Origin of the sequence: Streptomyces sp. TRM68367 (genome assembly GCF_014495685.1) — a bacterium.
In the GTDB taxonomy this organism is placed as follows: Bacteria; Actinomycetota; Actinomycetes; order Streptomycetales; family Streptomycetaceae; genus Streptomyces.
Map to the genome: position 1 here is coordinate 68,758 of NZ_JACTVI010000032.1, position 13,978 is coordinate 82,735.

10 protein-coding genes and 1 pseudogene are annotated in these 13,978 nt (G+C 71.1%); 7 read left to right on the forward strand and 4 right to left on the reverse strand.

The window, feature by feature from the left end:
- The first annotated feature begins 6 nt into the window (after window positions 1–6).
- A complete protein-coding gene (locus H8R17_RS21500) occupies window positions 7–795 on the forward strand; it encodes an ABC transporter ATP-binding protein (protein ID WP_187824838.1) in 789 nt (262 codons plus the stop codon).
- Window positions 792–3,371, forward strand: a complete 2,580-nt coding sequence (locus tag H8R17_RS21505; protein WP_187824839.1) for an ABC transporter permease — start codon at window positions 792–794, stop codon at window positions 3,369–3,371. The genes H8R17_RS21500 and H8R17_RS21505 overlap by 4 nt, the downstream gene beginning before the upstream one ends.
- Before the next feature lie 200 nt (window positions 3,372–3,571).
- Here the strand turns inward: H8R17_RS21505 and H8R17_RS21510 are convergent, their stop codons facing one another.
- Window positions 3,572–5,020, reverse strand: coding sequence for a DUF2079 domain-containing protein (locus tag H8R17_RS21510; RefSeq protein ID WP_187824840.1), 1,449 nt, complete (start codon window positions 5,018–5,020; stop codon window positions 3,572–3,574).
- 704 nt (window positions 5,021–5,724) lie between these two features.
- Between H8R17_RS21510 and mfd the strand changes: the two genes are divergently transcribed.
- Entirely contained in the window at window positions 5,725–9,258 is a 3,534-nt protein-coding gene (gene mfd / locus H8R17_RS21515) for a transcription-repair coupling factor (protein WP_187824841.1), read from the forward strand.
- 78 nt (window positions 9,259–9,336) lie between these two features.
- Here the strand turns inward: mfd and H8R17_RS21520 are convergent, their stop codons facing one another.
- On the reverse strand, window positions 9,337–9,462 hold the full coding sequence (locus H8R17_RS21520; protein ID WP_399477059.1) for a hypothetical protein: 126 nt from the start codon (window positions 9,460–9,462) through the stop codon (window positions 9,337–9,339).
- A gap of 15 nt (window positions 9,463–9,477) precedes the next feature.
- Window positions 9,478–10,014, reverse strand: a complete 537-nt coding sequence (locus tag H8R17_RS21525) for a TetR/AcrR family transcriptional regulator (RefSeq protein WP_187824854.1) — start codon at window positions 10,012–10,014, stop codon at window positions 9,478–9,480.
- Window positions 10,015–10,510: 496 nt separating this feature from the next.
- Here H8R17_RS21525 and H8R17_RS21530 point away from each other — a divergent pair, with 496 nt between their 5' ends.
- Complete coding sequence (locus H8R17_RS21530) at window positions 10,511–11,425, forward strand: SCO6745 family protein (RefSeq protein WP_187824842.1); 915 nt, start codon at window positions 10,511–10,513, stop codon at window positions 11,423–11,425.
- 313 nt (window positions 11,426–11,738) lie between these two features.
- Here H8R17_RS21530 and H8R17_RS21535 read toward each other — a convergent pair whose 3' ends face one another.
- Window positions 11,739–11,918 (reverse strand): antitoxin, encoded by a 180-nt coding sequence (locus tag H8R17_RS21535; RefSeq protein ID WP_187824843.1) that lies wholly within the window; start codon window positions 11,916–11,918, stop codon window positions 11,739–11,741.
- A 192-nt stretch (window positions 11,919–12,110) separates the two neighbouring features.
- Between H8R17_RS21535 and H8R17_RS21540 the strand changes: the two genes are divergently transcribed.
- The 3 genes and pseudogenes from H8R17_RS21540 (at window position 12,111) to H8R17_RS21550 (ending at window position 13,904) form a co-directional block, all read left to right on the forward strand.
- The gene (locus tag H8R17_RS21540) at window positions 12,111–12,917 is read left to right on the forward strand and encodes an HNH endonuclease family protein (RefSeq protein ID WP_187824844.1); all 807 of its coding nucleotides are present in this window, start codon (window positions 12,111–12,113) and stop codon (window positions 12,915–12,917) included.
- On the forward strand, window positions 12,914–13,156 hold the full coding sequence (locus H8R17_RS21545; RefSeq protein ID WP_223125321.1) for a hypothetical protein: 243 nt from the start codon (window positions 12,914–12,916) through the stop codon (window positions 13,154–13,156). Before H8R17_RS21540 ends, H8R17_RS21545 begins: the two co-directional genes overlap by 4 nt.
- A gap of 40 nt (window positions 13,157–13,196) precedes the next feature.
- Window positions 13,197–13,904: pseudogene (locus tag H8R17_RS21550) on the forward strand (N-acetyltransferase).
- The last annotated feature ends 74 nt before the right edge of the window (window positions 13,905–13,978 follow it).

Sequence of the window (13,978 nt, forward strand, 5' to 3'; positions counted from 1 at the left end):
TATACCGTGACATCGGCTGTGACCATTCCCAGGCACGGGGGTACTGGAGGGCGTACGGCCGTTGCCGCGCGGGCGCGGCAGGTCGTGAAGGCCTACGGATCCGGGGAGACGCGCGTCGTCGCCCTCGACCACGTCGACGTGGACATCGCCCGCGGCCAGTTCACCGCGATCATGGGCCCTTCGGGGTCCGGCAAGTCGACGCTGATGCACTGCCTGGCCGGGCTCGACACGGTCACGTCCGGGCAGATCTACCTCGACGAGACCGAGATCACCGGCCTGAAGGACAAGAAGCTCACCCAGCTGCGCCGGGACCGGATCGGGTTCATCTTCCAGGCGTTCAACCTGCTGCCGACGCTGAACGCGATCGAGAACATCACGCTGCCCACGGACATCGCCGGCCGCAAGCCCGACAAGCAGTGGCTGACGCGGGTCGTGGAGACCGTCGGCCTCGCCGACCGGCTCAGGCACCGGCCCACCCAGCTGTCCGGCGGCCAGCAGCAGCGCGTCGCCGTGGCCCGGGCCCTCGCCGCCCGCCCGGAGATCATCTTCGGTGACGAGCCGACCGGAAACCTCGACTCGCGCGCGGGCGCCGAAGTGCTCGGCTTCCTGCGCCGCTCGGTCGACGAACTGGGCCAGACCATCGTGATGGTCACGCACGACCCGGTGGCCGCCAGCTACGCGGACCGGGTGCTGTACCTCGCCGACGGCCGCATCGTCGACGAGATGTACCAGCCCACCGCCGAGCAGGTCCTGGACCGTATGAAGGACTTCGACGCCCGGGGACGCACGTCATGACCGTCATGAAGACCTCGATGCGCAACTTCTTCGCGCACAAGGGGCGCATGGCCCTGTCGGCGGTGGCGGTCCTGCTGTCGGTGGCGTTCGTGTGCGGCACGCTCGTGTTCACCGACACCATGAGCACGACGTTCGACAAGCTCTTCGCCGCGACCTCCTCCGATGTCACGGTGAGCGCGAAGGGCGCCTCCGACAGCGGCGAGACCTCCGCCGACAACGGCAAGCCACCGGTCATGCCGGCCTCCGTGGTCGGCGAGGTCCGGAAGTCCCAGGGCGTGAAGTCGGCGGAGGGGACCGTCTTCTCCACCTCCGTGACCGTCGTCGACGCCGACAAGGACAACCTGTCGCCCTCCAGCGGCGCCCCGACCATCGTCGGCAGCTGGAACGGCAACGACGCCCGCACCATGAAGATCACCTCCGGTGCGGCGCCCAAGGGTCCCGGCCAGGTGATGGTCGACGCCGACACCGCCGACAAGCACCACCTGAAGCTCGGCGACGAGATCGGCGTGATCAGCGCGGTCGGCACCCACCAGGCGAAGATCTCCGGCATCGCCGACTTCACCGTCACCAACCCCGGCGCCGCGATCTTCTACCTGGATACGAAGACGGCCCAGCAGGCGCTCGTCGGACAGAGCGGCGTCTACACCAACGTCAACGTCACGGCCGCGCCCGGAGTGACCGACGCGCAGCTGAAGAAGAACGTCGCGGCCGGACTCGGCGGCGACTACCAGGTGAAGACCGCCCAGGAGACCGCCGACGCCAACCAGAAGGACGTCGAGGGCTTCATGAACGTCATGAAGTACGCGATGCTCGGCTTCGCCGGGATCGCCTTCCTCGTCGGCGTCTTCCTGATCATCAACACCTTCTCCATGCTGGTCGCCCAGCGCACCAGGGAGATCGGCCTGATGCGGGCCATCGGCTCGTCCCGTAAGCAGGTCAACCGCTCCGTGCTGGCCGAGGCACTGCTGCTCGGCGTCTTCGGCTCCGTCCTCGGCGTCGGCGCGGGCGTCGGCCTCGCGGTCGGCCTGATGAAACTCATGGGCTCCATGGGCATGGAGCTGTCCACGGACGACCTGACGGTGGCCTGGACGACCCCGGCGACCGGACTGCTCCTCGGCGTGGTCGTCACCGTCCTGGCTGCCTACCTGCCCGCCCGGCGCGCCGGCAAGATCTCCCCGATGGCGGCACTGCGCGACGCCGGCGCTCCCGCGGACGCCAAGGCGGGCTGGATACGGGCCCTCATCGGCACCGTCCTCACCGGCGCCGGCGGCTACGCCCTGTACCTGACGGCCGAGGCCGACAAGGCCAAGGACGGCTCGCTGTGGCTGGGCCTGGGCGTGGTGCTGAGCCTGATCGGCTTCGTCGTCATCGGCCCGCTGCTCGCGGGCGGCGTGGTCCGGGTCCTCGGCGCGGTCCTGCTACGGGTCTTCGGCCCCGTGGGCCGGATGGCCGAGCGCAACGCCCTGCGCAACCCGCGCCGCACCGGCGCGACGGGCGCCGCGCTGATGATCGGCCTGGCGCTGGTCGCCTGCCTGTCGGTGGTCGGCTCCTCGATGGTGGCCTCCGCCACCGACCAGCTCGACAAGACCGTCGGCACCGACTTCATCGTCCAGTCCGACAACGGCCAACTGCTCACCCCGCAGGCCGTGCAGGCGGTGAAGTCGACGCCGGGTCTTGAACGGGTCACCGAGTACAAGTGGACCGAGGCCGACTTCACCACGCCCGACGGCAAGACCCTCAAGGACACGGCGATCACCGCGGCCGACCCGTCGTACGCGACCGACCTGAGCACCGAGACCGTCGCCGGGAACCTCAAGGACGCCTACCGGCCCGACTCGATGTCCGTGCACGAGAAGTTCGCCAAGGACCACGGCATCAGCCTCGGCTCCCGGATCGAGGTGGCGTTCAAGGACGGCTCCACGGCCCGTCTGACGGTCCGGGCGATCACCAGCAGCGACGTCGTGATCGACGCGGGCGCGATGTACACCGCCATCGACACGCTCGCCAAGTACGTCCCGGCCGACAAGATGCCGCTGGACTCCATTGTCTTCGCGGCGGCCAAGGACGGGCAGCAGGACGCCGCGTACAAGGCGCTGAAGTCGTCGCTGCACGACTATCCGCAGTACACCGTGCGCGACCAGACCGACTACAAGGAGGCCCTGAAGGACCAGATAGGCCAGTTGCTGAACATGATCTACGGCCTGCTGGCCCTGGCGATCATCGTCGCGATCCTGGGTGTGGTGAACACGCTGGCCCTGTCGGTGGTGGAGCGCACCAGGGAGATCGGCCTGATGCGGGCGATCGGCCTCTCGCGCCGCCAGCTGCGCCGCATGATCCGCTTGGAGTCCGTGGTCATCGCCCTCTTCGGTGCCCTGCTGGGCCTGGGTCTGGGCATGGGCTGGGGCGCGACGGCCCAGAAGCTGCTCGCCCTGGAGGGCCTGATGGTTCTCGAGATCCCCTGGCCGACGATCGTCGCGGTCTTCGCCGGGTCGGCGTTCGTGGGACTGTTCGCGGCACTCGTCCCGGCGTTCCGGGCGGGGCGGATGAACGTCCTGAACGCGATCGCCACGGAGTAGCCGACGAAGTCGACGTCCTGAAACCACAGGCCACGGGGGACACGGGGCAACGGGGGAGCGGGGGTGGCGGGCGAGCGCGGGGGACGGGCCCGGTTCCGGAGGCGGAGGCCTTCGGGACCGGGCCCGGCGCGCCGTGTCGGCCACGGCCGCCACGGCAACCGCGCCGGCTGCGGCGGCTGTGCCGGGGCTCGGGCGGGCGGTCAGTTCTGCCGCTGCAGTACGACGTAGCCGTTGGTTTCGCCCATGATCGTGTACTTGGCGTTCGGGTGGAGCTGGTGGGCGTAGCCGACCGGGTCTCCGTAGTTTCCGCCGACGTTGTTCAGGGCGATGAACTGTGGGTTGATCCCTTGCGTGTTGGTGATCCAGAAGACCCGGCAGCGCGAGGTGAGGCGGTTGATCGCGCCGATGTCGGACTCCACGGTCGCCCCGTCCGGAATCCGCGCGAGCAGCCCTTCCACGGCCTTCACCGGGGCCGGTTTGCGGTAGATGTCGGATGACTCGGCCAGCTGGGCGAGCGGCAGCGAGGTCGTCAGGGCGAGCGCGGCCGCGAGCACGGCGGCGGGCAGGTGGACGGTGTACGAACGCAGCCAGGGCCGTTGACTGTTGCTGGTGCGGGCGAGCGCGTCGGCGAGGGCCAGCATGACGACCGGCATGAGGACCGCGCTGTAGTGCCAGTCGGTGCCCCAGTAGTGCGGGTCGGAGGACACGAAGCGCCAGCCGAGGGTCGGCACGGCGACCAGGAGCAGCGGGGAGCGCAGGGCGAGCAGGCCGGTGGTGGGGATCAGCAGCCAGGCGAGGGTGCGGAGCTTGGTGTCGATGCCGTCGAAGGGGCCGCCGCCCGTACCGCTCACCTTGTTCCAGTAGTCGTAGGCGCCGGTGCTGTTGAAGGCCGGTATGACGACGGTGAGGGTGATCGCCGTGGCCAGGACGCCGAAGACGGCGACGCCGAGCGCGTACCAGAACGTCCGCTGCGAGGAGCGCCGGGTGTGCCGGGTGCGCCATGCGACGACCGCGGCGATCGCGGCGGCCGTCGCGCCCAGGTCCTCCTTCACCAGCACCAGCGGCAGGGCCCACAGCAGGGCGGCGCGCCAGCGCTCCGCGAGGATCGCTTCCAGGGCGAAGGCGATCAGCGGGAGCGCGAAGCAGATCTCGTGGAAGTCGAAGTCGACGGCGCGTTGGAGGCCCCAGGACAGTCCGTAGGCGATGCCGAGCGCGAGGCCGCGGTGGCGCCCGAGCAGCCGGGCGGCGGCGCGGGTGACCGGTACGGCGGACAGGGCGAACAGGGCGGCCTGGGCCAGCAGGAGGGTGACCGGTGAGGGGAAGACGCGGTACAGCGGGGCCAGCAGGGCGGTGACCGGGCTGAAGTGGTCGCCGAGGATGTTGAAGCCGGGGCCCTTCAGGTCGGCCACCGGGGTCTGGAAGTGGGCATAGGCTCGGATGACCTGCTCGAAGATGCCGAGGTCCCAGGAGCGGCTGGCCATGTGCCGGTAGCGGCCGACGGAGACGATCGCGTACGCCACGAACAGAACGACCGCGAGTAGCCACGGATCCCGACGCGCGGCGGGCCGACGCCGGTCACCGGAGGATTCGGTGACCGGCGCCGGTATGTGCGGGCTCGGGTGCGTCGCCGACGGGGCGGAAGTGGGCATGGGAGGACCTTACGTGGGGGTGCGGGGCGGCGGGTGTAGGTGGGTGGGGGATGTGATGTACGCCTGCGGGGCGTGTGCGCCGGTGGGTGGGTGCGGTTGTGTTGTATGCCTGCGGCGGCCTGCGCGGATGGGGTGGGGGTGCGCGTAGCGCCTGCGGTGGTGTTGTGGGTCGGGGCCGCGCCGGGGGTGTCCGTCCTCGGTCCGGCGATGTGGTCGGCTACGGGAGCTGCCGTCCGTTGACGCCGGCCGCTGCGGGCGGCCCCCCGACACGTCCCCTGCCCGCCGTCGGCGACTGCGGGCGCGTGGGCGTACGCGTGGCAGGCGCTTCTCGGCGCCGGTCGGCATCTCTCAGCCCGTCCGGCGTTTGAGGACGAGGCCGTTCAGGCCGAAGTAGCTGCGGGCACGCGCAGTCGTCGTAGCTGCGGGCATGCGTGCCTCTGCCAGTGCAAGGACCCCTTGAGAGCCTGGGAGGTACCCCCAGGGCGGCACGGGTGGGCGCAAGCGGCACCCCGGCAGCGCGGTGAGCGCACCCACCCCCGGCCCGCACCAGCGCCGGGTGCCTGGAAGGCAAACCCGCGCCCCGTGAACGCCGGACCATACCGGCCGTCGGCCGCTCCCCCGGAGGGCGTCGTACGCTGGAGACCCCCGGCCCGCAGCGCGCGTCGGGCTCTTCGTGTTGTCTAGCCGGACGGAACGCCCCCTCCATGAGCCTGCACGGTCTGCTCGACGCCGTCGTCAAGGACACCGCCCTCGCGGAAGCGGTCAACGCGGCCGCAGACGGCAACCGCATGTACGTCGACCTGGTCGGCCCCCCTGCGGCCCGCCCCTTCGCGGTGGCCGCCCTGGCCCGCGAGACGGCCCGCCCCGTGCTGGCCGTGACGGCGACGGGACGCGAGGCGGAGGACCTGGCCGCGGCCCTGCGCTCCCTGGTCCCGTCGGAGGGGGTCGTGGAGTACCCGTCCTGGGAGACGCTTCCGCACGAGCGGCTCAGCCCCCGCAGCGACACCGTCGGGCGGCGGCTCGCCGTGCTGCGCCGCCTCGCTCACCCCCGCCCCGACGACCCCGAGACCGGCCCGGTCTCCGTCGTCGTCGCGCCCGTACGCTCCGTGCTCCAGCCACAGGTCAAGGGCCTCGGCGACCTTGAGCCGGTGTCCCTGAGGACGGGCGAGAGCGCAGACCTGAACGAGGTCGTCGAGGCCCTCGCGGCGGCCGCCTACGCGCGCGTGGAGCTCGTCGAGAAGCGCGGCGAGTTCGCCGTACGCGGCGGCATCCTCGACGTGTTCCCGCCCACCGAGGAGCACCCCCTGCGCATCGAGTTCTGGGGCGACGACGTCGAGGAGATCCGGTACTTCAAGGTCGCCGACCAGAGGTCCCTCGAAGTCGCCGAGCACGGCCTGTGGGCCCCGCCCTGCCGTGAACTTCTGTTGACGCAAGACGTACGCACGCGCGCGCGTGCCCTCGCCGAACAGCACCCGGAGCTGGGCGAGCTGCTCGGCAGGATCGCCGAGGGCATCGCCGTGGAGGGCATGGAGTCCCTGGCGCCGGTGCTTGTCGACGACATGGAGCTGCTGCTCGACGTGCTGCCCAAGGGCGCCATGGCCGTCGTATGCGATCCGGAGCGGGTACGTACGCGTGCCGCCGATCTCGTGGCCACCAGCCAGGAGTTCCTGCAGGCCTCCTGGGCGGCCACCGCCGGCGGCGGCGAGGCGCCCATCGACGTCGGCGCGGCCTCCCTGTGGTCCATCGCGGACGTCCGGGAACGCGCGCGCGAGCTGGACATGATGTGGTGGTCGGTGTCGCCGTTCGCCGCCGACGAGGACCTCGACGCCGACACGCTCAAGCTCGGCATGCACGCCCCGGAGACCTACCGCGGCGACACCGCGAAGGCGCTCGCCGACACCAAGGGCTGGCTCGCCGACGGCTGGCGCACGGTGTTCGTGACCGAGGCCCACGGCCCGGCCGCCCGCACGGTCGAGGTGCTGGGCGGCGAGGGCGTAGCGGCCCGCCTGGAGGCGGACCTCGGGCACATCTCCCCGTCGGTCGTGCACGTGGCGTGCGGTTCGATCGAATACGGCTTCGTCGACCCGGCGCTCAAGCTCGCCGTCCTGACGGAGACCGACCTGTCCGGCCAGAAGGCCGCCGGCCGCGACGGCGCCCGCATGCCCGCCCGGCGCCGCAAGACCATCGACCCGCTCACCCTGGAGGCGGGCGACTACATCGTCCACGAACAGCACGGCGTCGGCCGCTACATCGAGATGGTGCAGCGCACGGTGCAGGGCGCCACCCGCGAGTACCTGGTCGTCGAGTACGCCCCCGCCAAGCGCGGCCAGCCCGGCGACCGGCTGTACATCCCGACGGACCAGCTGGAGCAGATCACCAAGTACGTCGGCGGCGAGGCCCCCACCCTGCACCGCCTGGGCGGCGCCGACTGGACGAAGACCAAGGCGCGCGCGAAGAAGGCCGTCAAGGAGATCGCCGCCGATCTGATCAAGCTGTACAGCGCGCGCATGGCCGCGCCGGGCCACATCTTCGCGCCCGACACGCCTTGGCAGCGCGAGCTGGAGGACGCCTTCCCGTACGCGGAGACGCCCGACCAGCTGACCACGATCGCCGAGGTCAAGGAGGACATGGAGAAGTCGGTCCCGATGGACCGCCTGATCTGCGGCGACGTCGGCTACGGCAAGACCGAGATCGCGGTCCGGGCCGCCTTCAAGGCCGTACAGGACGGCAAACAGGTGGCCGTCCTGGTGCCCACGACACTGCTGGTGCAGCAGCACTTCGGGACGTTCGGGGAGCGGTACGCGCAGTTCCCGGTGAGCGTGAAGGCGCTGTCCCGGTTCCAGACCGACACGGAGGCCAAGGCGGTCCTGGAGGGCCTCAGGGAAGGCTCGGTGGACGTCGTCATCGGCACGCACCGGCTGTTCTCCTCCGAGACCCGGTTCAAGGACCTCGGCCTGGTCATCGTCGACGAGGAGCAGCGCTTCGGCGTCGAGCACAAGGAGCAGCTGAAGAAGCTGCGCGCCAACGTCGACGTGCTGACCATGTCGGCGACCCCGATCCCGCGCACCCTGGAGATGGCGGTGACCGGCATCCGCGAGATGTCGACGATCACCACTCCGCCGGAGGAGCGCCACCCGGTGCTGACCTTCGTCGGCCCCTACGAGGAGAAGCAGATCGGCGCAGCGATCCGCCGTGAGCTGCTGCGCGAGGGCCAGGTCTTCTACATCCACAACCGGGTCGAGTCCATCGACCGTGCCGCCGCCCGGCTCAGGGAGGTCGTCCCCGAGGCGCGGATCGCCACCGCCCACGGGCAGATGTCGGAGTCGGCGCTGGAGCAGGTCGTCGTCGACTTCTGGGAGAAGAAGTTCGACGTGCTCGTCTCGACGACGATCGTCGAGTCCGGCATCGACATCTCCAACGCCAACACCCTGATCGTGGAGCGCGGCGACACCTTCGGGCTCAGCCAGCTCCACCAGCTGCGCGGCCGGGTCGGGCGCGGGCGCGAGCGCGGCTACGCGTACTTCCTGTACCCGCCGGAGAAGCCGCTCACCGAGACCGCCCACGAACGGCTCGCCACCATCGCCCAGCACACCGAGATGGGCGCGGGCATGTACGTGGCGATGAAGGACCTGGAGATCCGCGGCGCGGGCAACCTGCTCGGCGGCGAGCAGTCCGGGCACATCGCGGGCGTCGGCTTCGACCTGTACGTGCGGATGGTGGGCGAGGCTGTCGCGGACTACCGGCGTCAGCTGGAGACCGGCGAGATCGAGGAGGAGCCGCCGCTCGAGGTCAAGATCGAACTGCCCGTCGACGCGCATGTCCCGCACGACTACGCGCCGGGCGAGCGGCTCCGCCTCCAGGCCTACCGGTCCATCGCCTCCGCCAACACGGAGGACGACATCAGGGCCGTACGCGAGGAACTCGTCGACCGGTACGGCAAGTTGCCGGAGCCGGTGGAGAACCTGCTGCTGGTGGCCGGTCTGCGGATGCTCGCGCGCGCGTGTGGCGTCGGTGAGATCGTGCTGCAGGGCAACAACATCCGGTTCGCTCCGGTGGAGTTGCGCGAGTCGCAGGAGCTGCGGCTCAAGCGGCTGTACCCGGGCGCGGTCATCAAGCCGGCCGTCCACCAGGTCCTCGTGCCCCGCCCGAAGACCGCGAAGATCGGCGGCAAGCCGCTGGTCGGGCGGGAACTGCTCGCGTGGGTCGGGGAGTTCCTGACGTCGATCCTGGGGTCGTGAGGGGCGTAACCCCGGTGCCTAAACCACCGTGCGTAAACCTCCGTGTGTGAACCCCCGTGCGAGGGAGGGAGACGTGCGTCAGGCCACGGAGCGGGGGGCTTCTGCGCGCGCGGTGGCCTCGCGCAGTGTCGCCGCCAGCCGGTCGCGGACCGCGACCTGTGCGGCGATCCGTGCGTCCAGCACGGCCAGGCGTTCGGCGGCCACCCTGAGCGCAGGCGGCTACTCGGCGGAGCGGAACAGCATGGACGCCAGGGTGCGGAACACCTCCTCTGGGTCCTGGTCGCCGACCGGGCCGTCCAGGTTGTGGCCGAGGAGCAGCGTGGCGAAGCCGTGGGCCAGGGACCAGGCGGCGACGCCGGCGAGGCGGGCGTCGGCGCCGCGGTTCTCGGGCGGTACGGCGGTGACGGCCTCGCGCAGGGCGCTCCCCGCCAGGGCGCGGGCCGTGGTCAGTTCGAGGTCGCCGGCGCGCAGCAGGCCGGGCGCGAACATGACCTGGAAGTGCGCCGGGTGTTCGCGTGCGAAACGGACGTAGCGGACTCCCGCGTCCTTCAGGTCCGCCGCCTGCCCGATCGCCTCGGCGAGCAGCCCGAACCCCTCGGCCGCGATCGCCGTGAGCAGCCCGGTCCGGTCCTTGAAGTGGTGGGCCGGCGCAGCGTGCGAGACACCGGCGCGGCGGGCGAGGTCCCGCAGGCTCAGCGCGGAGGGCCCGTCGGCGGCGATGACGTCGAGGGCGGCGGCGAGGATCGCGCGGCGCAGGTCGCCGTGGTGATACGGGCGGCGCCGCGGGTGCGCGGCCGAGCTGCCGGCTCTCGCGGCTCCCTTGGTCCCCGTGCTGTCGGCTTCCCTGACTTCGGCGTTCTCGGCCGACGTGGCCGCAGCGCTCCCCGCGCCGGCGCCCCCGGTCCTCGCGCCCTCGGTCCTCGCGCCCTCGCCCGTCGCCGGTCCGGCCTTCGTCTTACGGGGCGTCGCGTCATCGGTCGGCGCGCTTCCGGGCTTGGCGTCATCGGTCGGCGCGCTTCCGGGCTTGGCGTCATCGGTCGTCGCGTTCCCGGGCTCGGCGTTCGCGGCCATCGCCGATTCGGCCTGCGCGTTCCTGGCCGACGCGTTCTCGATCGTCCCGTTCTCGGTCGTCCTGGCGGAGCTCATGCTCGCAGAGTACGCCGAATCTAGGCATTGACAAGTTCAAGGTGGCTCAGGCAATCTAGTCAGTGTCAAGTTATGGCAGCGGTCGAAGGCGACAAGGGGGTCGGTCATGGCGGAGTGCATCGGCGGGACCAGTGGGGCGGTCGCCCGGCAGGACGGTGGCGTGGAGCTGAGTCGCGTGCGGCAGATGTGGCACCTGCTGGAGCCGCTGCACGCGGTGCTGTACTACGCGCCGGAGGCGTTCGAGGAGGCCGCCGCGCTCGGATACGGGACGCAGGCTCGCTGGCCCAGCTACTTCCCGTACCGCGCCGCCCCGCTGGGCGCGGTCGGCGCGGAGCAGGTGACCTCGGCCTTCTACAGCTTCAGCCCGCGCATGGTCGCCGAGCACATCGGTCCGGCATGGAGGGTCGCGAGCCCGGAAGCGGTGCTGGCGGCGCGGACGCGGGCGATCGACCGGGCGTACCGCGCGATATTCGGCGACCGTGTGGACAGTCCCGAGTTCGCCGAAGCGGCCGCACTCACCCGGCGCGCCGCCGAGGCGGCGCACACGGCAGGGCGCCCGCTCGCCGCCGCCAACGCCGCGCTGGACTGGCCGCAGGCCCCGCACCTGCAGTTGTGGCATGCGGCGACGATCCTCCGCGAGCACCGCGGCGACGGCCACCTCGCCGCCCTCCTTGTGGCGGGCCTCGACCCGGCGGAGGCGCTCGTCTCCTTCGCCGCGATAGGCGCCGCGTCCGTCGAGCGCTTCGAGAGCCGTGGCTGGAGCCCGCGTGAATGGGCCGACGCCCGCGACCGCCTGGGCGCCCGCGGCCTGCTCGACGAGGGCGGTACGGTCACGGAGGCGGGCCGCGACCTGCGCCACCGCGTCGAGCAGGACACCGACCGTCTTGCCGCCGGCCCCTGGCAGTCGCTGGGCCCGCAGGCCGTCGGCCACCTCGCCGACCTGCTCGGCGAGTTCTGGGTCGCGGTGCTCGGCTCGGGCCTGCTGCCCTCGGAGACGACGCTGGGGATAGGCAAAGTCTGAGACGAGCGCGGCGCGGATCTCAGACCAGCACGGCCCGGGTCTGAGACCGGCACGGCCCGGCTCCCGTCCCGCGAGCCCCGCCTCGCAAGCAAGTCGTACGACCCCTGTGGCGCGCGAAGCCGCCCGCGGGATGCGGCTCACCGCGGACGGCCTCTCATTTCAGGGTGGTTCAGTGCGCACCCGAGCCGGGCGGCGACGGCATCTCGGCGGTGAGCCGGTGAGGCGGGCTGCCCGCCCGATGTCGGCTCCCTGTCGATGCCGCGCCTGTGCCGTGCCCGTCGTCGGGTTCCATGTCCTCCGTGAGTCTCCGGCCTTACGGCTGTTCGGGCCTGTCGCGGTCCACGCCGAACGCGCCCTCAGCCTTCTGCTGTCCGGTGTCGACCTGGTCCTCGTACTTGCCGCCCGTCTTCTCGTTGATCGTCTTCTCCGTGGTGCCGGACGCCTCCTTGGCCTTGTTCTGACCCCGGTTCTTGAACTTGTCGAAGATGCCCATCCAGAACTCCTTCCGGAGGTGACTCAGAACCGACGATACGCCCGACTTATTCCCGATGCCCCTTGAGGTCCGCTGTGGTCTGGACCTCTCGCTCGCTACGGTGGACCAGGCACAACCCGCCCGTGCGGAGGCGGATCCGGAGTAAAGGGAGAGGCGCACCGTGATGCGTCTGAGGGGCGGGGAGAGAAGGGCATGAGGCACAACGGAGCAGGGAACACGCGTGTCTTCCGCACGGCGACGGCGTTGGCAGCCGCCGTGCTTCTCGTCTCGGGATGCAAGGGGCTCGACGAAGGCGACTCCTCCGCGGGATCAGGGCCGGCGGCGCCCGACTCCTCCGCGGGCTCCGGGCCGGCCGCGCCGGACGGACGGGCAGTCAGCCCGCTGAAGAATCCGGACGGTACGAAGCCGGGGCTCGCGCCCGTGACGACGGACGCGGACAAGGCAGCGGCCCGCAAGCTCATCGAGGAGTTGGCCACGAAGGGGCGAGGGCCCAAGACGGGCTACGGCCGGGACGAGTTCGGCTACGCGTGGATGGACACGGCGGACGGTGTGCCGCTCGCGAGGAACGGATGCGACACCCGAAATGATCTCCTGCGCCGTGATGGCCGGAACCTCCGTTACCGAGCCGGCTCCGACTGCGTGGTTGTCGCCATGACACTGCACGACCCGTACACCGGCACGACCATCGACTGGCGCAAGCAGAAAGCCACCGAAGTGCAGATAGATCACATGGTGCCGTTGTCCTACAGCTGGCAGATGGGTTCGTCGCGCTGGCCGGAGAGCAAACGCGAGCAACTCGCCAACGACGTGCTCAATCTGGTCCCGGTCGAGGGACGGGCCAACTCGGCCAAGGGCGATTCGGGACCTGCGTCCTGGCTGCCGCCCAACAAACGGATCAGGTGCGCCTACGCGGTCCGGTTCGCCCAGGTCGCCATCAAGTACGAGATGCCGGTGACGGCACCGGACAAGCAGATGATGCTGCGCCAGTGCGCCGGTTGACGAGCAGTCAGGCCAGTCTCAGCGAGGGCGGATCGGCTGTACTCGACGAGCCGCTGCCCCCGGTGGAGCTCGCCCGCCGCCTCAGGGGCACCCCCGCGCCGTCTCCCGGCACCTGCGCGCACTGCGCCACCGGCCTGGTCGCCCGGGCACGCCACGGACGACAGGTCCTGTACCGCCGCAGCTCCCTCGGCGACCACCTCATGACCGGTGTCGGCGCCACCGGTCGAGCCCGTGCGTAATCCGGTACCGGGTTCTGCTGCCAACGCCCACGGTGACCGCATGGAGTTGAAGGTAGCGAGCCTCGCCGAGCAGCCCGCAATGGCGGAGCAGGTTCGTGAAATGGCCGACACCTGGCCGGGGTTCGTGCTGGAAGATCTCGTGGGCGCCGGCCACTTCCCCCGGATCGCCGTCGAGTTCGCCCAGTACGTGCTGTTCGCGCAGGACGAGCGGGGCGAGATCGTCGCGAGCGCCCACAGCGTGCCGTTCGCTCTCGGATCCGAGGGCCGTGGTGAACTACCCGCCCGCGGCTGGGACGAGGTACTCGTGTGGGCCTTCGCCGACCTGCGCCGCGGCGTGAGCCCCGACACCGTCAGCGCCATCTCGGTGTCCGTCGCCCCACGCGCCCAGGGCCGCGGCCTGTCCGCCCTGATGCTCTCCGCGATGCGTGACAACGCCCGCGCGCACGGCTTCCGCGAGGTCGTCGCCCCCGTCCGCCCCAGCGCCGAGCACCTCGAACCGCGCACCCCCATCGAGGAGTACGCCCACCGCATGCGCCCGACGGCCTGCCGCACGACCCGTGGCTGCGGGTCCACGCCCGGGACGGCGCCGTCATCGACGCCATCGCACCCGCCTCCATGACCGTCGCCGCCTCCCTGGAGGAGTGGCGCCGCTGGACCGGACTGCCCTTCGACACCGAGGACGAGATCGAGGTGTCGCAGGCGCTGGTGCCGGTGCGAACCGCAGCGCGGATACGCGGTCTACCTCTGATCTTGCGCAGTGCGCCGCCCTTCAGGGCGGTGGTGAAGCGCATCTCAAGACTGCTCTGACCCGTACCAGGGGCA

Excerpts from the sequence above, each read along its gene's own strand:
- H8R17_RS21505 (WP_187824839.1), top strand. The coding sequence starts at position 792 with ATGACCGTCATGAAGACCTCGATGCGCAACTTCTTCGCGCACAAGGGG.
- H8R17_RS21510 (WP_187824840.1), bottom strand. The coding sequence starts at position 5,020 with ATGCCCACTTCCGCCCCGTCGGCGACGCACCCGAGCCCGCACATACCG.
- H8R17_RS21540 (WP_187824844.1), top strand. The coding sequence starts at position 12,111 with ATGAGGCACAACGGAGCAGGGAACACGCGTGTCTTCCGCACGGCGACG.
- H8R17_RS21530 (WP_187824842.1), top strand. The coding sequence starts at position 10,511 with ATGGCGGAGTGCATCGGCGGGACCAGTGGGGCGGTCGCCCGGCAGGAC.
- mfd (WP_187824841.1), top strand. The coding sequence starts at position 5,725 with ATGAGCCTGCACGGTCTGCTCGACGCCGTCGTCAAGGACACCGCCCTC.
- H8R17_RS21535 (WP_187824843.1), bottom strand. The coding sequence starts at position 11,918 with ATGGGCATCTTCGACAAGTTCAAGAACCGGGGTCAGAACAAGGCCAAG.